Source organism: Candidatus Planktophila sp., from assembly GCF_046070465.1.
GTDB lineage: Bacteria > Actinomycetota > Actinomycetes > Nanopelagicales > Nanopelagicaceae > Planktophila.
This window is the reverse complement of record NZ_JBJTMK010000098.1, coordinates 1-19,577: the sequence shown is the minus strand read 5'-3', so window position 1 is coordinate 19,577 and position 19,577 is coordinate 1. Positions and strand designations below refer to the sequence as shown.

Annotated in this window: 21 protein-coding genes; 13 read left to right on the top strand and 8 right to left on the bottom strand. The window is 48.2% G+C overall.

Translation table 11 applies throughout. The annotated features are described in order from the left end of the window. The 4 genes from ACKOVI_RS04545 to ACKOVI_RS04530 all read left to right on the top strand — a co-directional run. Positions 1-151: R3H domain-containing nucleic acid-binding protein (locus ACKOVI_RS04545; RefSeq protein ID WP_509602866.1), on the top strand; the 151-nt coding region annotated here is incomplete at its 5' end. Positions 152-174: 23 nt separating this feature from the next. Continuing rightward, a complete protein-coding gene (rsmG, locus tag ACKOVI_RS04540; RefSeq protein ID WP_509602865.1) occupies positions 175-771 on the top strand; it encodes a 16S rRNA (guanine(527)-N(7))-methyltransferase RsmG in 597 nt (198 codons plus the stop codon). A gap of 32 nt (positions 772-803) precedes the next feature. Then, positions 804-1,739: a ParA family protein gene (locus ACKOVI_RS04535; RefSeq protein ID WP_509602864.1), complete on the top strand. Its 936-nt coding sequence runs from the start codon at positions 804-806 to the stop codon at positions 1,737-1,739. After that, a complete protein-coding gene (locus ACKOVI_RS04530) occupies positions 1,739-2,605 on the top strand; it encodes a ParB/RepB/Spo0J family partition protein (RefSeq protein ID WP_509602863.1) in 867 nt (288 codons plus the stop codon). Before ACKOVI_RS04535 ends, ACKOVI_RS04530 begins: the two co-directional genes overlap by 1 nt. 36 nt (positions 2,606-2,641) lie before the next feature. Here the strand turns inward: ACKOVI_RS04530 and ACKOVI_RS04525 are convergent, their stop codons facing one another. From ACKOVI_RS04525 to ACKOVI_RS04495, 7 genes are read right to left on the bottom strand one after another with little or no spacing between them, the layout of a single operon-like run. After that, positions 2,642-3,901 (bottom strand): aminotransferase-like domain-containing protein, encoded by a 1,260-nt coding sequence (locus ACKOVI_RS04525; RefSeq protein WP_509602862.1) that lies wholly within the window; start codon positions 3,899-3,901, stop codon positions 2,642-2,644. A gap of 10 nt (positions 3,902-3,911) precedes the next feature. After that, positions 3,912-4,913: an N-acetylmuramoyl-L-alanine amidase gene (locus ACKOVI_RS04520; RefSeq protein WP_509602861.1), complete on the bottom strand. Its 1,002-nt coding sequence runs from the start codon at positions 4,911-4,913 to the stop codon at positions 3,912-3,914. Between the two features lie 7 nt (positions 4,914-4,920). Continuing rightward, on the bottom strand, positions 4,921-5,244 hold the full coding sequence (gene trxA / locus ACKOVI_RS04515; protein ID WP_509602860.1) for a thioredoxin: 324 nt from the start codon (positions 5,242-5,244) through the stop codon (positions 4,921-4,923). 52 nt (positions 5,245-5,296) lie between these two features. Continuing rightward, positions 5,297-6,226, bottom strand: coding sequence for a thioredoxin-disulfide reductase (gene trxB, locus ACKOVI_RS04510; RefSeq protein WP_509602859.1), 930 nt, complete (start codon positions 6,224-6,226; stop codon positions 5,297-5,299). A gap of 20 nt (positions 6,227-6,246) precedes the next feature. After that, positions 6,247-7,878, bottom strand: coding sequence for a murein biosynthesis integral membrane protein MurJ (murJ, locus tag ACKOVI_RS04505; protein WP_509602858.1), 1,632 nt, complete (start codon positions 7,876-7,878; stop codon positions 6,247-6,249). Continuing rightward, the gene (locus tag ACKOVI_RS04500) at positions 7,868-8,974 is read right to left on the bottom strand and encodes a DUF6049 family protein (RefSeq protein WP_509602857.1); all 1,107 of its coding nucleotides are present in this window, start codon (positions 8,972-8,974) and stop codon (positions 7,868-7,870) included. The genes murJ and ACKOVI_RS04500 overlap by 11 nt, the downstream gene beginning before the upstream one ends. Beyond that, positions 8,971-9,564, bottom strand: a complete 594-nt coding sequence (locus tag ACKOVI_RS04495; protein ID WP_509602856.1) for an NUDIX hydrolase — start codon at positions 9,562-9,564, stop codon at positions 8,971-8,973. Before ACKOVI_RS04495 ends, ACKOVI_RS04500 begins: the two co-directional genes overlap by 4 nt. Positions 9,565-9,596: 32 nt before the next feature. Here ACKOVI_RS04495 and ACKOVI_RS04490 point away from each other — a divergent pair, with 32 nt between their 5' ends. Continuing rightward, entirely contained in the window at positions 9,597-11,039 is a 1,443-nt protein-coding gene (locus ACKOVI_RS04490) for a CCA tRNA nucleotidyltransferase (protein WP_509602855.1), read from the top strand. Here the strand turns inward: ACKOVI_RS04490 and ACKOVI_RS04485 are convergent. Next, positions 11,005-12,306, bottom strand: a complete 1,302-nt coding sequence (locus tag ACKOVI_RS04485; RefSeq protein WP_509602853.1) for an MFS transporter — start codon at positions 12,304-12,306, stop codon at positions 11,005-11,007. The two genes, ACKOVI_RS04490 and ACKOVI_RS04485, sit on opposite strands and share 35 nt — an antisense overlap. A gap of 69 nt (positions 12,307-12,375) precedes the next feature. On the opposite strand from ACKOVI_RS04485, the gene ACKOVI_RS04480 reads away from it, so the two are divergent. From ACKOVI_RS04480 to dnaB, 8 genes are all read left to right on the top strand, one after another. Beyond that, entirely contained in the window at positions 12,376-12,810 is a 435-nt protein-coding gene (locus ACKOVI_RS04480) for a DUF5318 family protein (RefSeq protein WP_509602852.1), read from the top strand. Then, positions 12,807-14,729, top strand: coding sequence for a transglycosylase domain-containing protein (locus ACKOVI_RS04475; protein ID WP_509602850.1), 1,923 nt, complete (start codon positions 12,807-12,809; stop codon positions 14,727-14,729). Before ACKOVI_RS04480 ends, ACKOVI_RS04475 begins: the two co-directional genes overlap by 4 nt. A gap of 13 nt (positions 14,730-14,742) precedes the next feature. Next, a complete protein-coding gene (locus ACKOVI_RS04470) occupies positions 14,743-15,921 on the top strand; it encodes a glycosyltransferase family protein (RefSeq protein WP_509602849.1) in 1,179 nt (392 codons plus the stop codon). 148 nt (positions 15,922-16,069) lie between these two features. Beyond that, the gene (rpsF, locus tag ACKOVI_RS04465) at positions 16,070-16,354 is read left to right on the top strand and encodes a 30S ribosomal protein S6 (RefSeq protein ID WP_509602848.1); all 285 of its coding nucleotides are present in this window, start codon (positions 16,070-16,072) and stop codon (positions 16,352-16,354) included. Between the two features lie 98 nt (positions 16,355-16,452). Then, entirely contained in the window at positions 16,453-16,959 is a 507-nt protein-coding gene (locus ACKOVI_RS04460) for a single-stranded DNA-binding protein (RefSeq protein ID WP_509602847.1), read from the top strand. A 71-nt stretch (positions 16,960-17,030) separates the two neighbouring features. Next, positions 17,031-17,318: a 30S ribosomal protein S18 gene (gene rpsR, locus ACKOVI_RS04455; protein ID WP_509602846.1), complete on the top strand. Its 288-nt coding sequence runs from the start codon at positions 17,031-17,033 to the stop codon at positions 17,316-17,318. A gap of 15 nt (positions 17,319-17,333) precedes the next feature. Beyond that, positions 17,334-17,780, top strand: a complete 447-nt coding sequence (rplI, locus tag ACKOVI_RS04450) for a 50S ribosomal protein L9 (protein WP_509602845.1) — start codon at positions 17,334-17,336, stop codon at positions 17,778-17,780. A gap of 233 nt (positions 17,781-18,013) precedes the next feature. Beyond that, positions 18,014-19,504: a replicative DNA helicase gene (dnaB, locus tag ACKOVI_RS04445; protein ID WP_509602844.1), complete on the top strand. Its 1,491-nt coding sequence runs from the start codon at positions 18,014-18,016 to the stop codon at positions 19,502-19,504. The last annotated feature ends 73 nt before the right edge of the window (positions 19,505-19,577 follow it).

Sequence of the window (19,577 nt, the reverse complement as noted above, 5' to 3'; positions counted from 1 at the left end):
AGAGGCTAAGTCAACAGGCAAAGAGATCAAGCTTGACCCAATGAACGCCTTTGAGCGCAAGATTATCCACGACACAATCCAGGATATGGGCCTCACCTCAGAGTCTGAGGGCGAAGATCCACGCCGTTTCGTCGTAATCTTCCCTAACTAAGCCCCACACCAGAGAAGTTTCACGTGGAACCAACGCTCGATGAGCTGATAGCCCGCCACTTTCCTGAAAAGGAGGGGGCTATCCGCTCCTATGCCGACTTCCTTAAGGGTGCCGGTATCGAGCGTGGCCTTATCGGCCCCCGTGAAGGAGACCGTATCTGGGAGCGCCATATTTTAAACTCCCTCTTTGTCACCCAACTACTTCCCCAGGGAGCCTCCCTCTTTGATATTGGATCAGGGGCAGGGTTACCAGGAATCGTGATTGCGCTGGCTCGACCAGACCTTAAAGTCACGCTGATTGAACCGCTGGAGCGCCGGGTGGAGTTCCTAAAAGAGGCGACAGAGGGCACAGATATTCAGGTTATCCGTGGTCGTGCTCAAGATGTGAAGAAGAGCGCCGATTATGTGACTGCTCGCGCTGTTGCGGCTCTAGATAAGTTAAAGAAGATGAGCTGGCATATGCTCAAAATGAATGGATCCCTACTCGCCATGAAGGGGGAGTCTGCCGCGAAAGAGATGGAGTCGGTTCCAGGCTCGATTTTGCATGAAATTACCCTCGAAGGTATCGGCCTTGGCCGCGTAGTGGAGCTTAAAAAGCTTCCTAAAGTTGCCCCACAGTAAAACCACTCCATCGTAGGTGGTTAGATAGACCTGTGGATGATTCACGTGAAACAAACGGAAAAGTGATAGGCGTTCGCCGCCTGAAAGAGGCGATGGCTAAACCTGCCTCCACCCGTATCTTCACCGTCGCGAATCAGAAGGGTGGAGTTGGAAAGACGACCTCTACCGTCAATATCGCTGCAGCCCTAGCTATGGGTGGCCTTCGCGTCCTGGTCATCGACCTCGATCCACAAGGAAATGCATCTACCGCCCTTGGGGTTGAACATCGCCAGAGCGCCGGTGTCTATGAAGTCCTTATGGGAACTGCGCCCATTGCAACAGTGATTCAGAAGGTTGCAGGCTTCCCAGAGCTCGATTGCATTCCATCGAATACTTCGCTTGCAAACGCTGAAATTAATTTAGTTTCAATGGTTGCACGAGAACTTCAATTAAAAGAAGCGATTGATGAGATCAGCGTTAACTATGACTACATCTTTATTGATTGCCCACCATCACTTGGTTTGCTTACTATCAATGCATTTGCCGCATCACGTGAGCTTATGATTCCAATTCAAACCGAGTACTACGCACTCGAAGGCCTCTCACAACTGCTTGAGACATACACACTTGTAAAGAAGCGACTTAATCCTGCTTTGAATCTCTCAACAATCATTCTGACAATGTTTGATTCACGGACACGTTTATCTAATGATGTTGCAGCAAATGTTCGTGCACATTTCCCTCATGAACTTATCGATGTGCCAATTCCGCGTGCTGTACGTGTATCGGAAGCGCCTTCATATAACCAAACTGTAATGACATACGATCCTTTGTCACCAGGTGCAATCGCATATATGCAGGTTGCTCGCGAAATTGCAGATCGCGGAAAAGCGAAAGAACCAGATCTCACATATGAAACTAATTCCCAATTCAATTCAAATGTAGTCAGCATTAATTATCTGGGAGAAAATTCAAGAGGAAGTGCATAATGGCAGCAAAGCGTGGTGGACTCGGAATTAATTTAGATTCATTAATCCCGACAACTCTTACCGTCAATGATGAAGTTGTTGCAACATCAAATGAAATTCCTCTCGAGCAAATCTCACCAAACCCTCGCCAACCACGTACAGTCTTTGATGAGGATGCTCTCAATGAACTTATTTCATCAATCAAACTTTTTGGAATTTTGCAGCCCCCTGTAGTTCGTAAAGTTTCCGATAACAAGTATGAACTCATTATGGGAGAGCGCCGCTTCCGTGCAGCAAAAGCTGCAGGTTTGAAATCAATTCCTGTCATCATCCGTCAGACTCCAGATAATGAACTTCTTCGCGAAGCACTGATTGAAAATATTCACCGGAGCCAACTTAACCCACTTGAAGAAGGCGCTGCATACTTACAGCTTCTTACCGACTTTGGTTGCACACATGATGAACTTGCGTTGAAACTTGGTCGTTCACGCCCACAGATTTCAAACACCATCCGACTTCTCAACTTGCCAGAATCTGTGCAACGTAAAGTTGCAGCAGGAATCTTGTCGGCGGGTCATGCCCGTGCGCTGTTGGGGCTAACAGATGCAAGAGAGATTGAGAAGCTAGCATCACGTATCGTCGGTGAGGGATTAAGTGTTCGCGCGACAGAAGAGATCATCGCAACACATAAACCAGGAAAGTCAGCACCTAAAAAAAGCACACCAAAGGGTGTCTCTGGTGCAGGCCTTGCTGCTGCTGAGTTATTGAGTGATTACCTCGATACCCGCGTCAGCGTTGAACTCGGAAAAGGCAAAGGCAAGATTGTTATTGAATTTGCGGGAACAGAAGACCTTCAACGTATCGTTGATCTCATTGAAGGTGCGTAAGCCATAAATTCACATAACTAAAGTTATTGAATTGGTTTAATTTAAAGCGGTACCGCGGCGCTGCATCTCGCCCTTAATAACTCCACCCAGTGCCTTAACTCCTTCGCGAATACGCTCTGGTGTTGGGTGACAGTAAGAAAGACGCATCGACCAAGAACCAAGTCCATCTGCGTAAAAGGCATTTCCTGGTACATAGGCAACCTTGGCAACGATCGCCTTTGGCATCAAAGCCTTTGTATCAATTTCAGGTGGCAAATTAACCCAGACATAGAATCCACCACCAGGCTTTGTCCATGTCGCTTCCTTTGGAAAATACTCTTCGAGAGATTCGAGCATCGCATCGCGACGTACCTTATAAAGTTCGCAGAAACTTGCGATCTGATCGCGCCATGGCTGATCTGCAAGGTAGCTAGAGATTGTCAGCTGAGTGAAGTTTGACGGGCACAAGATTGATGATTCCGATGCAATTACTAACTTATCCTTCAGTGATTGTGGCACCAAAGCCCAGCCCACACGAAGACCAGATGCGATTGTCTTAGAGAAAGAACCTAGATAAATCACATTCTCTGAATCTTCTGCGCGCATTGCATTAGGCGATGGCTTATCAAAACCAAGTAAGCCGTAAGGGTTATCTTCGACAACAAAGATGCCTGCTTCGCGGCAGATGGTGAGGATTTCTGTACGGCGATCTGCTGGAAGGCAGACACCTGTTGGGTTTTGGTAATTAGGAATTAAATATAAGAACTTGATCTTGCGACCTGCAGCACGAACGCTGGTAATTGCATTACGGAGCGATTCAGGAACCATTCCATCGTGATCCATCTCAACATGGACAACAGATGCCTCATATTGGCGGAATGTTCCGAGTGCTCCAACATAGGAAGGAGCTTCAACAAGAACAACATCACCTGGATCGATAAAGATACGTGAAATGAGGTCGAGCGCCTGCTGTGAACCAGTAGTAACGACAACGTCATCAGGATTTGCGCGGATACCCTCAAGTGCCATCACATCGCAGATTTGCTCGCGAAGCTTTGGGTGGCCTTGACCGCTTCCATATTGAAGCGCCTCAGCGCCATTGGTAAGAATTAATTCGTTGACAACGCCAGCCATCATCTCCATCGGAAGCGCTGAGAGATTGGGCATGCCACCTGCAAGCGAGACAATCTCTGGACGTGAGGCTACTGCAAAGAGGGCGCGGATTTCAGAGGGCAACATTCCAGCGGCTCGCGCAGCGAATCGAGTTTCAAGATTCTGTGTAGCACCGGTTTGATAGCGAACATTTACCTCTGACATAGGGTGCATCTTAGCGACGAATACCTGCGCTGCGTAGGTCAGATATTCGTAGAGTTCCCGTCTTGGCATCATCTTCTGCTGAGAGATAGAGACGCTGGATCGCAATAATGAAACTTTCCGCGACAGTATCGCGGAATTCAGGGCGTGCAAGGCGGGCGGCGTCACCTGGATTGGTGAGATACCCAAGATCGACGCGAATTGCAGGGCACTCTGTGAGGCGCAGTGCATCCCATGTCTTTGCATGAGTGCGGCAATTCAATAAATCAGTACGCGCTGAGATTTCACGCTGTACTAACGACGCAAAACGTTCGCCAACAATGGAGTGAATTCCATGGGCATCGCTGCCATAGAAGAAAGTTGCCACACCTTCTGCAGCAGGGTTTGCGTGCTTATCTGTATGCAACGAGATCAATAAATCTGCACTGTTCGTATTTGTAAATGTAATTCGTTCTGATTCTGTTGGATTATTTGTTGCACCACGTGTGAGGAAGACTGTTGCGCCCAATGCAAGCAAACGCCCTTCAATGCGATGAGCGGTATCAAGTGTGACTTCTTCTTCACCAGGATTTGAACCTGGATCAATCACAATGACTTTATTAGCAAGTGCGGGACCACGATTACGTTGCTGCGCGCTTTCACGCAGAGCAGTCGGTGCACCACCAGTCTTAGTCTTTGTTAAACGCAACAACGCAATAATTGTTGCCGGTCCGCATTTTCCATCAACCTTTGCCCCAACAGATTTTTGAAATTCTTTTACCGCTGCTTCAGTTGCAGGGCCATAAATTCCATCGACTCTTCCGCAGTTAAAACCCATCTCCGTTAATCGCCCCTGCAATGTAGCCACATCATCTCCACGCATCATGGGAGATGGTTGCAAGTGAAGAGATCGATCACCGAGCTTCCAGCGCGCTTCTTCCATGGCGCGCTGGGTAGCCTCGTTTAATTCACCGGTGACATGGAGTCCACGCTCTTGTTGGAAAGAGCGAATCTCGTCGGGAGATAACTCCTTCATAAGAGATTTAGATAAAGCCTTCGAGTTCCTTCAAAAGTGCTGGCTTTGGCTTTGCACCGATGATGGTCTTTACAACTTCACCGTTGACATAGACGTTGAGCATTGGAATTGAAGTAACGCCGTACTTAATAGCGATTGCTGACTCTTCATCTGTATTGAGCTTTGCAATGGTGAGCTTTTCACCGTGCTCGGCGGCGATGTCATCCAAAATTGGAGCAATCGCGCGGCATGGGCCACACCATTCTGCCCAGAAATCAACAAGAACAGGCTTGCTGCTCTTCAATACAACCTGGTCGAAATCTGCCGTTGTTACCTTGATTGGTGCGCTCATGACTTACTCCTATTTACTTAGCGTTTTACTGTAATTCGATTCGTTAAGAATACTAGTGAGAGAGGAATTTCTCAGCGTCTAACGCGGCCTGACAGCCAGAACCTGCTGCAGTAATCGCCTGACGATATGTGTGATCCACCAGATCACCGCAGGCAAATACGCCTGGAAGATTGGTTCGAGTTGAACGTCCTTCCACTTTAACGTAACCCTCATCATCGAGAGCAATCTGTGAAGTCACAAGCTCTGAACGTGGAATGTGTCCGATTGCGACGAAGAGACCTGTAAATGCACCGGTTGATTCTTCGCCAGTCTTGGTATTACGGAGCTTGAGGCCTTCAACTTTGTTCTCACCCAATACATCGATGACTTCTGTATCCCACATGATTTCAAGCTTTGGATTATTGAATGCACGCTCTTGCATAATCTTTGATGCACGCAATGAATCACGACGGTGAATCAAAACTACCTTCGATGCAAACTTTGTAAGAAATGTTGCCTCTTCAACTGCAGAATCTCCACCGCCGACAACTGCGATTACTTGTTCACGGAAGAAGAAACCATCGCAGGTAGCGCACCATGAGACACCACGACCTGAGAGACGCTTCTCATTCTCAAGCCCAATCTCGCGATAAGCAGATCCCATGGCAAGGATGACTGACTTTGCTTTTACAACATTGCCTGAACCATCTTTAATTGTCTTGATTTCACCCTCAAGATCCATCTCGACAACATCATCTGTAATCAATTCGGCACCAAAACGCTTCGCCTGCTTACGCATGTTATCCATGAGATCTGGTCCCATGATTCCGTCGATAAATCCTGGGAAGTTCTCTACCTCTGTTGTGTTCATCAACGCGCCGCCCGCAGTCACAGAACCTTCGTAGATGACAGGTTTTAACTCTGCGCGCGCTGCATAGATTGCAGCTGTATATCCGGCGGGGCCAGAACCAACAATGACGAGTTCGCGTACTTCAGTGCTCATACACGCACCTTACCGCGCCTTTATCGCTTGAGCTTGGTGAGAACTGTAGTGGCGAAGCTGCGAAGACCTGCGATTTCAGCCACTTTGAATTGATGGGCAATCACGAGATATCCAATACCTGAAAGAGACAAGGTTAAGAGTAAGCGGAGGGCGCGAGTAACAATCGAGACTTCGTCGTTTGCCCAATCAAGATAGGTAGCAACTGCAAACATCGGCACCATTGCAAGAATTGAGGCTGCGAACAAAGTTGCATGCTGACGAGCAAAATCTCTGATGGAGAGCGTGCCCACATGCTTCTTTATCAACTTCAAAGTAATCGAAAGTCCAACGATATAACTAATAGAGAAAGCGATACCTAAGCCAATAGTGACAACATCACTGTCGAGCTTCCAGAGGAAGAGATATGAGAGGAGCACAGAGATCAGGTTGATGATGAAGATTGACACTACCTGTGTCTTGGTATCTTCAAATGCGTTAAATCCACGGACAAGAATCAGGTTGATACTAAATGGAACAAGTCCCAATCCAAGGGCTGCAAGCACATAACCGATATAACGCGAATCATCGAGTGAGATTCCCATATAGAGAACCTCTGTCATTAAAGGACCAAAGAAGATCAAAGCTATCGCGCTAGGGACAGTGACAACTCCAACCATCTTGATAGCGCGAATTAATTGAAGGCGAACATCTTCCACCTTCTTCTCAATAGCTAGCTTAGAAAGATGCGGCAAGAGAGCAGTCACAATAGAGATAGTGACAATCGAATATGGCAACAACATGATGTAGTAGGCGCTTGTATATGGAGTGAAACCAACACCGGTGGAGATTCCCGCTTTCGCACTACGCACTGCCGCAGCCGTTGCAACGTTCACAGTTACTAAGTAGCCCAGCTGTGAAATCAAGACATAGACGAGCGTCCATCCGGCGAGTGTGAAAGATTTACCTAAACCTTTTACGCCAAAGATCGGGCGCAATTTGATTCCTGATCTATGGACAACCGGAATCAAAATCAGAGCTTGAATCACAACACCTGCAGTAGTGCCCCAACCAAGAAGTTGAATCTGAAAATCGGTAATGCTCCCCACTGTAATTGAGCGCTGAAAGGCGAGAAAGCCTGCAAAAACGGCGATAACGACGAGGTTATTGGCAATCGGCGCCCACATCAGTGGTGCAAAAGAACCACGGGCATTGGCTACTTGGCCGAGCATAGTGAAGAGACCGAGGAAGAAAATCTGTGGCAGGCAGTACCGAGTAAATGCCACTGCAATTGCCTGTTGTTGTTCAAATCCCACTTCAGAAAATTCTGGAGCATAAAGTCGAACCAACCAGGGCGCAAAGAGAACGCCGATAATCACAAGCGCTAAGAGAATTCCAGAGATTGTCGTTACCAGGCGTGATGCAAATCCATGTCCGCCATCTTCATCGCTAAAAGATCGCACAAGTTGCGGGACGAAGATTGCAGTGAGTGCGCCACCCACTAGCAAGTTGTAGAGAATATTAGGCATTGTGTTTGCAACGTTGTAGGTATCAGCCAAGAGAGCCGTACCTAAAACAGCTACACCGAGAATAGCCCGGAAGAAACCGGTAATACGCGAAAGGATTGTTCCGACCGCCATAATTGAGGAAGCACGAAAGAGTTCGTTATTTTTCACTCTTACGCCCCTTTCGAATGCGTCGTACAGACTGCGCTACTGCAGCCAAGAACAAGACAATCGCAGCAGCAGTTGTAAACCAGGCAACACGAGAATCAATCACAGTCATCGTGAGATTGAGCTTTGAAATTTCACCGACCAACGTTCCTTGAGGTGTCATAAATTGAGCCAAGACTAAAGTTGAACCCGATGCAATTACCTGAAATGGAACAGCAATCTGAATCTGTGACTTTGGTGGAATCGTGATATTGCTCAGGTTCTGCACCTGAATCCTCGAATTCATTGGTATTAACGAAAGACTAATAGTTGTTGCGGTTTCAAACTTGTTGACAAGAGTCAACGGAACCTTTGTTGTCTCAGAGGTTAATTGGTAACGACCAGAGACAACTTTTAACTTACCTGCAACTCGTCGAACGGCTTCACGCGCCGAGTAAGAGAAATACGCGCGATCTTCAACACTCAGAAGTGGGTTGAGAACAATGCCTAAACGCTGTCGAAGTTCGGCAATCTCTGGAACCGGCATGACCTTGCTCAAGCCCAGTAACAGTGTGCGTTCTGAGCGATAAAACTCTTGATATTGGCTCTCCAAGCGTGACTTCCCACTACCCCAACCATTCTGTGAAATCACAGGGCGAGAGAAGAAGCGCTCAAGCTTTGCAGCTCCCAGCGCTGAATAAAACTTGATCTCACTCGATGCCAATTTGCGAGTGAGCGAGGCATCTGGATTTCCGTATGGAAGTGCAACGATTGGATTTCCCACAGTTGCAATGCGAAGTTGCTGCAACCAAATTGCTGCAATTGATTGCCCGACAGGATCTTCTTTACCCTCAAAGGTATAACCATCTGCCATGTCGAGTACTTCATCAACCAAATATGCATCGATAACCCACGTGGCACTCTTATTAGATGAGAAGAGAGCTTTACCAAGACGACCATCTGGCGTCAGTGTTGTAGCTAATTCGTTATCTCGAAAAGTTCCATCAAAGTTACGGTGCGGAATATCAACAACTCTAATTACAGGAGTATCCGCAACTGCAGGTGGAAGTCCAATTACAAGTGCCAGCATCGCTAAGAGCGCGGCAGATATTTTTCTCATATCGCCTCGAGCTCTGTGGTCGCATTAGTGCGTGCAATTAATTTCTTCTCATCAGGATAGGCAAGCTTGTCGATGATGTCATTGAGTGGGAACCAGGCAACCTCATCAACTTCGCTCTCCTGTGCCGCGAGCAAACCGCCGCTTTCACGGAAGAGATAGTGATGAACCGTTTTATGGATGCGCTTTCCGCCTGCCATAAACCAGAAATCGATGATCCCGAGTGATTTTTCAATGGTTGATTGAATGCCTGTCTCTTCAGCAACTTCGCGAAGAGCGGCTTCTTCGGGAGTCTCACCCGCCTCAATGTGTCCCTTAGGAAGCGACCAGAGAATTTTCTTACCTGTTGAATCCTTCTGATCGCGACGGCCGATAAGTAGACCCAATTTTCCAGTGGTATCGATAACCAATCCACCAGCGCTGACTTCATCGACCCGCTTTGCATACGTGGTCTGCGATTTCTTTGCGGGGGTCTTCTTTACTTGTTGCCCACCTGGTTGGGTAGGTGAATTCTGTGGGGAGCGATGCGCCGGACGCTTGCGCCGACGCTTCTTCTTAATACCTTCGCTGCCCGCACTAGGTGCCGGGGTCATGGAGCAAGCCTACGACAGTAGGCTTATCTATTGTGAGTGATGCAAAGACCAATTTAGGGCGTGAGCTCGCTTTGGCGACCTTGGTCGAACGGGCGCCCCTGGCCAGCTCACTTGCAGCTGCCTTTAAAGAGAAGGGCTTTCATTTAGCCCTCGTTGGTGGTCCGGTTCGCGATGCGATCTTAGGTCGACTCGGAAATGACCTCGACTTCACAACAGATGCTCATCCACTGGAGACAAAGAAGATTTTAAAAGTGTGGGCAGAAAATGTCTGGGATACAGGAATTGAATTCGGAACTATCGCAGGCAAGCGCGGCGATACAACGGTTGAAGTAACCACATACCGCACAGAAAAATACGAAGAGGATTCACGTAATCCTGACGTCGAGTACGGCGATTCGATTGAGGGCGATTTATCGCGTCGCGACTTCACGGTTAACTCAATGGCACTTGAACTCACGACCGAGTCACCAGAATTTATCGATCCATTTAATGGTATCGAAGATCTTGCTCAGAGAGTTTTACGAACACCAGCAAGTGCAACACAGTCTTTCTCTGACGACCCACTTCGCATGATGCGCGCTGCTCGTTTTGCAAGCCAGTTAGGTTTTACGCTCGACAAAGAAGTTGTCGACGCAATGAGCAATATGTCTGGCCGAATTTCAATCATCTCTGCAGAACGTGTACGCGATGAATTTGTAAAGATGTTGATGTCACCAAACCCACGCATCGGAATTACCATTCTTGTCGACACTGGAATTGCAGAACATGTATTACCTGAGATTCCTAAGTTGCGTCTTGAGGTAGATGAACATCATCACCACAAAGATGTCTACGAACATTCCATCACTGTGCTCGAGCAGGCAATCAATCAAGAAGACCGCCTGGGTGGACCAAACCTCATCAACCGATTAGCAGCACTCTTGCATGACATTGGAAAACCAAAAACCCGCAATCTCATCCCGGGTGGTGGAGTCTCATTCCATCACCACGAAGTTGTTGGTGCCCGTTTAGTGAAGTCTCGACTCAAGGCGCTCCGCTTCGATAATGAAACTATCGATGCAGTTGAAACTCTGGTTGCGCTACACCTTCGCTTCCATGGTTATGGCGATGGCGAATGGACTGACTCTGCTGTGCGCCGATATGTACGCGATGCCGGTGAATTACTGACACATCTGCATGTGTTGACACGCGCTGACTGCACTACCCGCAATGTTAAGAAAGCAGAGCGCCTATCTCGTACCTATGACGGGCTCGAAGGACGAATCGCCAAGTTGATGGAAGAAGAAGAGCTTTCAAAGATTCGCCCCGATCTCGACGGCGCACAAGTAATGAAGCTGCTTAACATCAAGCCATCTGCTGATGTTGGAAAGGCTCTCGATTTCCTCATGGAACTTCGCATGGAGCACGGCCCACTCGGTGAAGAGAAGGCTACCGAAGAACTTATGGAGTGGTGGCGTTCACGTCGCCACCCTTAAGAAAAAACTTTCTAGGGCGCAAGACCACAGCTGCAACAAGGAAGTAAGTTGCACCAACAAGTGTTGGTACCAACCAGGAGTCTCCACTCTGCGGAAGCAATAGCGCGGCGATGATAGAGAATGCGACAATCGAACCATTGACGACAACGTCATAGACAGCGAAGACGCGGCCACGGAATTCATCATTGATCTTTGATTGCACCAATGCATCGTTGGTGACTTTTACTCCTTGACCAAAGAGCCCAGTGGTAAATGCAGCAAGACAAAGCAAAATCTGATTGCGGTCGATAACAAGAATCAGAGTTCCTGCCATGGCAGCAAACATCGATAACCGCATCCATCGATGGCGTCCTGTCCATCGCACACCAAGTGGTGCTACGAGTGCTCCGATAGTGAATCCGATTGCAGCACAAGAGAGCGCAATGCTTAAGCCTGCAAGCCCTGCATCGCTATCTGCAGGATCATTAAATGTATTGCGCTCGAGCAACAACGCAGTCAATGTTAAAGCTGTAATTCCACCACGATGGATTGCTGTTGCAAGAATTCCACGCGCTGCATCTTGATGAATGGCGAGAAACTTAAAGCCCTCGCGGACTTCAATAAAACCCTCAGTGATAGAAGCCTTTCGAACTTGGTGAGGTGCAGGCCCAATCTCTGATTTCTTCATCAACGATGCAAAGAGTGCTGCGAAGAGATAACCGCAGGACGCAGCGAGGATCAGGTACCCATCGGCGTGATCTGCAGTGGTGATGGCATCGGTAAAACGCCTCATTAGTAAGCCCATTCCACCACCGAGAACCACCCAGACGGATCCACCGGTGACAGCGAGAGCATTTGCTGCAATAAGAGAGGATGGCGGTGCAACGAGTGGCAGCCCGGCAGATAAGCCAGCGAGAATTAATCTGTTGACGCCGAATGCCACCAGAACAAAGATCGTGAGCTCTACCCCCGTGCGACCTTGGAAGATCAACGTCGCTATATAGATAAGTGTGAGAGCGCGAGTCAGGTTTGAGAAGAGAACTGCGCGTTGGCGAGAGAATCGATCGAGCAACGTGCCGACCATCGGCCCAACGATTGAGTACGGCAGCAAAACGACTGCGAATGCAACGGCGGCACTTAAAGCAGAAGCTTGTCGTTCAGGTGAGAAGAGAACAAATGAGGCGAGAGCGCTCTGGAAGATTCCATCAGTAAATTGGCCAGTCCAGCGAGTACGCAGCAGAGGTCTCAAGCGTCGATCGCGGATCAACTGCCAGAAAGAAGCACTCACTGGATCAGAGGCACCTAGAGGTAACACGTCGATAAGCGTAGTGACGAATTAACGAATATTCTTCTCGCCATGGCGCCAAAGGCAAGAACAGAGCGAGCGTTCATCGATTATTCACTCGATAAGCGCGCAACTTTGCTTGCTCTCTTTCGTGGAGTTGTTGATGCCTGCGATGCCGATCCATATTTGATGCGAGCTGCAAAGTTTCATGGTGAGAAAGCTGGCCGCAACTGCCCCGTCTGCAAGAAAGATGCGCTCGTTGAATTGCGTTACACATTCGGAGATCAACTCGGCCAATACTCAGGTCGCATTAAGAGTCCTGCTGAATTATTGGAGATGGAGAAAGAGTTCGGTGAATTCTCTGTCTATATCGTTGAGGTATGCCGTGAGTGCTCGTGGAATCACCTCTGTTCTACCTATTTATTAGGTGATGGCAGTGTGCGAAAGCCACCACGTCGCCAACGAACCCTCGAGGATGAGGACTTCAGCGGTAACCTTGGAAAGTGATTAAAACCAAGCTCATTCGCGCCGGCATATTTCTCGCTGGTTTTGGCTTCGTTGCCGGATCGACTCTCTTCGCGCTCGCTTGGTTTACCGTCGATATTCCAGATCCCAATGCATACGTCAACAGCCAAGCGACCGTCATTCAATACTCAAACGGTCAAGAGATTGGCCGCATAGGTGCTCAGAACCGACAGATTCTTCCTCTGGCAAAGATTCCATTGCGCCTTCGTTATGCAGTGATGGCAGCAGAAGATCGCAACTTTTACTCTAACCGCGCCTTCAGCATCACAGGTTTAACCCAAGCGGTTCTCTCCAATGTATTAACACTTGGAAAGGGTCGCGGCGGTTCCACGATTACGCAGCAATATGCGAAGACCGCCTTCTTAACACCCGAGCGCAGTATTCAGAGAAAGATTAAAGAACTTGTTATCTCTCTTAAATTAGAGAATGCGATGACAAAGGATCAGATTCTCGAAAACTATCTCAACACCATTTACTTTGGTCGCGGTTCTTACGGTGTGCAGACCGCTGCTCAGCAATACTTCAATCGCAACGCTAATCAATTATCGATTTCACAATCAGCGGTCATCGCATCGATTCTACGTTCACCAGGACTCTACGATCCTGATTACGGCGACAAGGAACAGAAAGCACGCAATCTCGCTCGTCTAGAAGCTCGCTTCCATTATGTCATCCAAGGTATGTTGGAAGAGAAGTGGATTTCCGCAGCGGATGCAAAGGCAGCGAAGATGCCAACCGTTTCACCGCGCACAACTGGTGGATCACTCTCTGGTCCCAAGGGTTACATCATTGATGCTGCTCAGAAAGAGTTGAGCAAACTTGGATTTACCCAAGAGCAGTTGATGGTGGGTGGTTACATCATCAAGACAACTCTTGAGCAACGTGCACAACAATCTGCAGTCGATGCAGTTAACAAGTTATATCCAGCGAAGGCACCGACAAATCTTCATATTGGATTAGTTGCAATTCGGCCAGGAACAGGTGAAGTCATCGCTATGTATGGCGGAAAAGACTATGTAGTACGCCAACTTAACGATGCAACACAATCCATCGCTCTGGCAGGATCAACCTTTAAGCCATTCGCACTTGTTGCAGCTCTTGAACAGGGAATTCCATTGACATCGATGTGGAATGGCGATTCACCACAGACATTTGATGATTTAGGAAAACCGTACGTAGTAGATAACTATGGTGGCGAAGGGTGGGGTCAGATTGACCTCCTGACGGCAACGCAGCATTCAGTTAATACCGTCTATGTTCCACTCGGAATTAAGGCGGGTCTCGATCGCGTTGTCGACGTTGCTCGCCGCGCAGGTATTCCAGAGAGCGTTGCATTGATGCCAACACCTTCCGTATCACTCGGTGTGGCAAGCCCACATGTGATTGATGTTGCCAATGCCTATGCAACTTTTGCAGCTAACGGAATTTACGCAAAGCCTTACCTGGTCGCTCAGGTAATCGGTCCCAATAAGGGCGTTCTCTACGAGGGCAAGGCACAGACTCAAGAGGTATTTAGTAAAGAAGTCATGGCAGATCTCACCTATGCGTTGAAATCTGTTGTTAATGGTGGAACCGGTGCCGCAGCTCTTGCCCTTGGTCGACCAGCAGCAGGTAAGACCGGTACATCTCAATCCAATGCATCTGCTTGGTTTAGCGCTTACACACCAAACTTGGCAGCATCAGTTGCGCTCTTTAGAGATAGCGCATCGGAATCTCTCAACGGAATTGGTGGACTCACATCCGTTACCGGTGGAACTTTCCCGGCACGTATCTGGACTGCATTTATGAAGGGTGCGCTGAAGGATCAACCAGTGATGGAATTTCCAGCACCTGCCAATATCGGCGGTCTTGATCCGATTGTGATGACCAGCGGTGGCAAGCAATCAATGAAGAAAAAGTAGTACTTCGCTCTCGATGCGCATTACTACTCGCGTAATTCTCCTCTTTGCCATCATTGCTTCGCTCTTCTCTTTTGCGAAGTTCAGCCATTGCGAAAAATCAGTCTGGGCCGGGCCTGATCAATACATTCACGCTTGTTATAGCGATCTACCGGCGCTCTTGAGTGAACGCGCATTCGGTAAGGGTCAGTGGGCTTTTAGTGGTGGAGATCAAGCAGTTGAGTACCCAGCGCTGCAAGGTGTTGTGATGTGGGCAACGGCAAAGATTTCACCTGATGGTCCGGTGAGCTACTTTAACTTCAGCGCGATTCTCATCGCCTTGTTATTTATTGCATCAACGGTATTGGTCTACCGAATAAAACCAGAGAGTGCTTTGTTGTATGCGCTTGCACCGAGTGGAATCTTGTCGCTCTTTATCAACTGGGATCTCTGGGCAATTGTCACAACTCTGCTTGCGATTTATTGGTTCGATCGAAAAGAAGATTTAGCAAGTGCTGCAATTCTTGGCGTATCAATCGCCACGAAATTCTTTCCAATTGTTCTCTTGCTCCCGATTGCGATTATCTACATCCGTAGGCAAGAAGTAAAAAATGGAATCGGTTATATCGCAACCGCGCTTGGTACTTTCATTGCTATCAATATGCCATTTGCACTGACAACACCATCCGGTTGGTGGCGATTCTATGATCTCAATCTTCATCGCGAAGCTGATTGGGGATCAATCTGGTATGCCCTCAGTGTCTTTGGGATTAATCTCAACCACATCAATTACTTAGCAATTCTGACTCTTCTCATCGGTGTTGCTGTCGTTGCAATCTTCTTGCTACAGACCAAAGAGACACTTTCGCTGGCAGAGAGTTCCATATTCATCTTTATTGTTCTGATGACAGTTAGCAAGGTGTATTCACCACAATATGTTCTCTGGTTAACACCGCTAGCAGTTCTTGCTCTGCGCGATAAACGCGATCTCTCTTGGTTCTGGTTCTGGCAGATTGCAGAAGTTGCTTATCACTTAGCGATTTGGCAACACCTTGCACTCTTAACTGGCGCGCACTTTGGTCTACCAGTAAAGGCATATGCGGCAATAGCTTTATTCCGCATCGCCGCAGCGATCGCCCTGGCTGTAGCCCTGGCGAGAAGGCACCGTTCCTCGGGAACATTCCGAAGCCAATGGCTTCCGGAATTGGTTGCCTAATCCCGCGTGAATTTCTCCTTTCTAGCGGCGAGAGTTACCCTTAGACCTCCTGAAACCAAGGCCACCGGCCGAGAAAAGTCAGGGCTTTTAACCCTCCTGTCACGGAAATACCGTGGCCGTCTTAGTCCAGAGGAGGTCGGGTTAACACATGCGTCACTATGAACTCATGATCATTCTTGATCCAGATCTAGAAGAACGTACAGTCACACCATCACTTGAGACATATCTCAAGATCATCAAGGACAGCGGAGGCGCAGTCAACAAGCTCGATGTTTGGGGCAAGCGTCGCCTATCGTTCGAAATCAACAAGAAGGCTGAAGGCATCTACGCAATTGCAGATATGAATTGCGAACCTGCAGCAATCAAGGAGCTCGATCGTCAGCTCAACTTGAATGAATCAATCCTTCGCACAAAGGTGATGCGCCCCGAGTAATCAACAACTTCGGGATTTCTTCCCGAAATTGTCACTCTAGGCGAGTAACTTATTAGCACGGACTCAACCAGTAGATAACTCAGAAAAGAAGGTAAAAAATGGCAGCAGGAGATACAACAATCACATTAGTCGGCAACCTTGTTGACGACCCAGAGCTTCGCTTTACACCTTCGGGTGCAGCGGTAGCTAAATTCCGCGTTGCTTCAACCCCTCGTTACTTAGATAAAGCTACGAACGAGTGGAAAGATGGCGAGAGCCTCTTCCTTCAATGCAATATCTGGCGTCAAGCTGCTGAGAACGTTGCAGAGTCATTGACCAAGGGAATGCGCGTCATTCTTACTGGTCGTCTCAAGCAACGTTCATATGAGACAAAAGAAGGCGAAAAGCGCACAGTCTTTGAGGTAGAAGTTGATGAAGTAGGTCCATCACTTCGCAATGCAACAGCTAAGGTCACACGTACCCAGCGCGCTGCAGGCGGAAATTCAGGTGGCGGATTCTCAGCACCTGCTGCTGACTTCAACGATGATCCATGGGCTGCGGCGTCAACGTCACCAGCCGGTGGTGGATGGGGATCTCCATCTACAACCGACGAACCACCTTTCTAATAAAAGGTTTCTATCCGATAACCAACCATTCCTACTTTTAAAAGGAGTAGGGCCCGAAAAGGAGCACCATAATGGGAGCAAGAAATAACCGTAACCTCAAAGAGGTTAAGAACAAAGGCGCAAAAGCTGCTGCTCTTAATAAGAAGTTCAAGAAGAAGCCTTGCAGCTTCTGCCGCGACAAGGTCACATATATCGATTACAAAGATATTGCGACACTTCGCAAGTACATTTCAGATCGCGGAAAGATTCGCGCTCGCCGCGTCACAGGCGCATGCACACAACACCAGCGCGCAGTAGCTACAGCTGTTAAGAACAGCCGTGAAGTAGCACTACTGCCTTACACATCTTCAGCGCGATAAGGAGAGACAGAGACTATGAAACTCATTCTTACTCGTGAAGTTGCAAAACTCGGTGTAGCCGGTGATGTTGTAACAGTTAAAGATGGTTATGCACGTAACTTCCTCCTTCCACGTGGTGCAGCAATTGCATGGACACTTGGTGGAGAGAAGCAGATTGAAGGCATCCGCCGTGCACGTGCTGCACGCGAGATCCGCGATATCGATCATGCAAAGGAGATCAAGGCAGCTCTCGAAACAGCTAAGGTCACCATTGCTGTGAAGACAGGTACAGCAGGACGTTTGTTCGGTTCAGTTACCGACAAGGACATCGCTGCAGCTATCAAGTCTGTAACAAAGATTGATATCGATCGCCACGCAATCAAGACAACAGGTCACATCAAGAAGACAGGTAACTACTCTGTGAAGGTCTCACTCGGACACAATGTTGTCGCGACTGTAGCTTTCTCAGTAACAGCTGCTTAATTCTGGTAGGAAAGGCCCGTCACCCTCGCAGTGGCGGGCCTTTCTCATTAAATGAGATTGCTCGAAGGTAAATACATCCACAGATTTCCACGCTTATAACGAGGCTTATCCACCGATATCCACAGTTATCCACACTTTATCCCCAGCTCTCCACACAGGAATAGGCGAGTTACACACAGCCTTACACACAGGCCAGGTCGCTTTTGTCGGAGGTGGAAGCCACTATTGCCCACGTGAGCATCGCAGAGTTTCCATCGAATAAGGCCCCGCAGCAGAACACTGTCGGGGTCGAGTTCGAGCGCACTCCACCGCAAGATCTTCAAGCAGAACAATCAGTTCTCGGTGGAATGTTGCTCTCCAAGGATGCGATTGCCGATGTTGTCGAAGTTCTTCGTTCACGCGATTTCTATCGCCCTGCACACGAATTAATCTTTGAAGCGATTCTCGATCTCTATGGTCGCGGCGAACCCGCAGATGCAATCACTGTTGCTGCAGAACTCACAAAGCGCGGAGAAATTGCACGTGCCGGTGGCGCACCATATCTCCACACTTTGATTTCATCTGTACCTACAGCTGCTAATGCAAGTTACTACGCAAAGATTGTTCTCGATCACGCAATCATGCGCCGACTTGTTGAAGCTGGTACAAAAGTTGTTCAACTTGGTTACGATCAAAATGGTGAAGTCGATGATGCAGTCGATGCAGCACAGGCAGAGATTTATGCAGTAACCGAACGTCGATCATCAGAAGATTACGTTCTTTTAAGCGAACTCCTTCCACAAGCACTCGATGAGATTGAAGCAATCTCAAAAGGTGCTGGCGTAGAAGGTGTTATGACAGGTTTCCGTGATCTCGACAAACTCACACATGGCTTACACCCAGGAAACATGATTATCGTTGCTGCGCGTCCTGCGGTTGGTAAATCAACGCTGGGCCTTGATATCGCTCGTCATGCTGCAATTCATGACAATAAAGCCTCTGTCATCTTCTCCCTCGAAATGTCGAAGTCTGAAATCACAATGCGTATGTTGTCATCTGAAGCGCGTGTAGGTCTTAACAATATTCGTTCAGGTCAGCTCTCTGATGACGAATGGGCAAAACTTGCTCGTCGTATGGGTGAGATCTCTGATGCACCACTCTTTATCGATGATTCACCCAATCTTTCCATGATGGAGATCCGTGCAAAGGCGCGACGTCTTAAGCAGCGTCATGATCTCAAACTTATTGTGATCGACTACTTGCAGCTGATGACTTCCGGTAAGCGCGTGGAAAACCGTCAACAAGAAGTCTCGGACTTCTCTCGCCAAATTAAGTTGATGGCGAAAGAGCTTGATGTGCCTGTTATTGCTATCTCTCAGCTCAACCGTGGCCCCGAGCAACGTACCGATAAGAAACCGATGTTGTCTGACCTTCGCGAATCTGGTTCTATCGAACAGGATGCCGACGTTGTAATTCTCTTGCACCGAGAAGATATGTATGACTCACAGAACCGCGCAGGCGAGGCAGATTTAATCGTTGCTAAGCACCGTAACGGTCCAACTCGAACCATTACCGTCTCGGCACAACTTCACTTTGCGCGATTCTTTGATATGGCAGAGAGCCAACAGCCACGCGATTGGACAGCGAGCTCTGCTCCTGCAACAGCTCCTGCTGGCTATGTTCCTGATTCTCCCTACGGCGATCAACAACCGGCAGAATCCGGTGACGGTGGTTGGAACGAGTAGGGAAATTTTTTTAAGTTTGACCATATATCTACATCTTTGTTTGTTACATTTGAATATCGTTTACGTAAGTTCA

Coding starts and splice junctions, on each gene's coding strand:
- ACKOVI_RS04530 (WP_509602863.1), top strand. CDS start 1,739: ATGGCAGCAAAGCGTGGTGGACTCGGAATTAATTTAGATTCATTAATC.
- ACKOVI_RS04525 (WP_509602862.1), bottom strand. CDS start 3,901: ATGTCAGAGGTAAATGTTCGCTATCAAACCGGTGCTACACAGAATCTT.
- ACKOVI_RS04520 (WP_509602861.1), bottom strand. CDS start 4,913: ATGAAGGAGTTATCTCCCGACGAGATTCGCTCTTTCCAACAAGAGCGT.
- trxA (WP_509602860.1), bottom strand. CDS start 5,244: ATGAGCGCACCAATCAAGGTAACAACGGCAGATTTCGACCAGGTTGTA.
- trxB (WP_509602859.1), bottom strand. CDS start 6,226: ATGAGCACTGAAGTACGCGAACTCGTCATTGTTGGTTCTGGCCCCGCC.
- ACKOVI_RS04500 (WP_509602857.1), bottom strand. CDS start 8,974: ATGAGAAAAATATCTGCCGCGCTCTTAGCGATGCTGGCACTTGTAATT.
- ACKOVI_RS04495 (WP_509602856.1), bottom strand. CDS start 9,564: ATGACCCCGGCACCTAGTGCGGGCAGCGAAGGTATTAAGAAGAAGCGT.
- ACKOVI_RS04480 (WP_509602852.1), top strand. CDS start 12,376: ATGGCGCCAAAGGCAAGAACAGAGCGAGCGTTCATCGATTATTCACTC.
- ACKOVI_RS04470 (WP_509602849.1), top strand. CDS start 14,743: ATGCGCATTACTACTCGCGTAATTCTCCTCTTTGCCATCATTGCTTCG.
- rpsF (WP_509602848.1), top strand. CDS start 16,070: ATGCGTCACTATGAACTCATGATCATTCTTGATCCAGATCTAGAAGAA.
- ACKOVI_RS04460 (WP_509602847.1), top strand. CDS start 16,453: ATGGCAGCAGGAGATACAACAATCACATTAGTCGGCAACCTTGTTGAC.
- rpsR (WP_509602846.1), top strand. CDS start 17,031: ATGGGAGCAAGAAATAACCGTAACCTCAAAGAGGTTAAGAACAAAGGC.
- rplI (WP_509602845.1), top strand. CDS start 17,334: ATGAAACTCATTCTTACTCGTGAAGTTGCAAAACTCGGTGTAGCCGGT.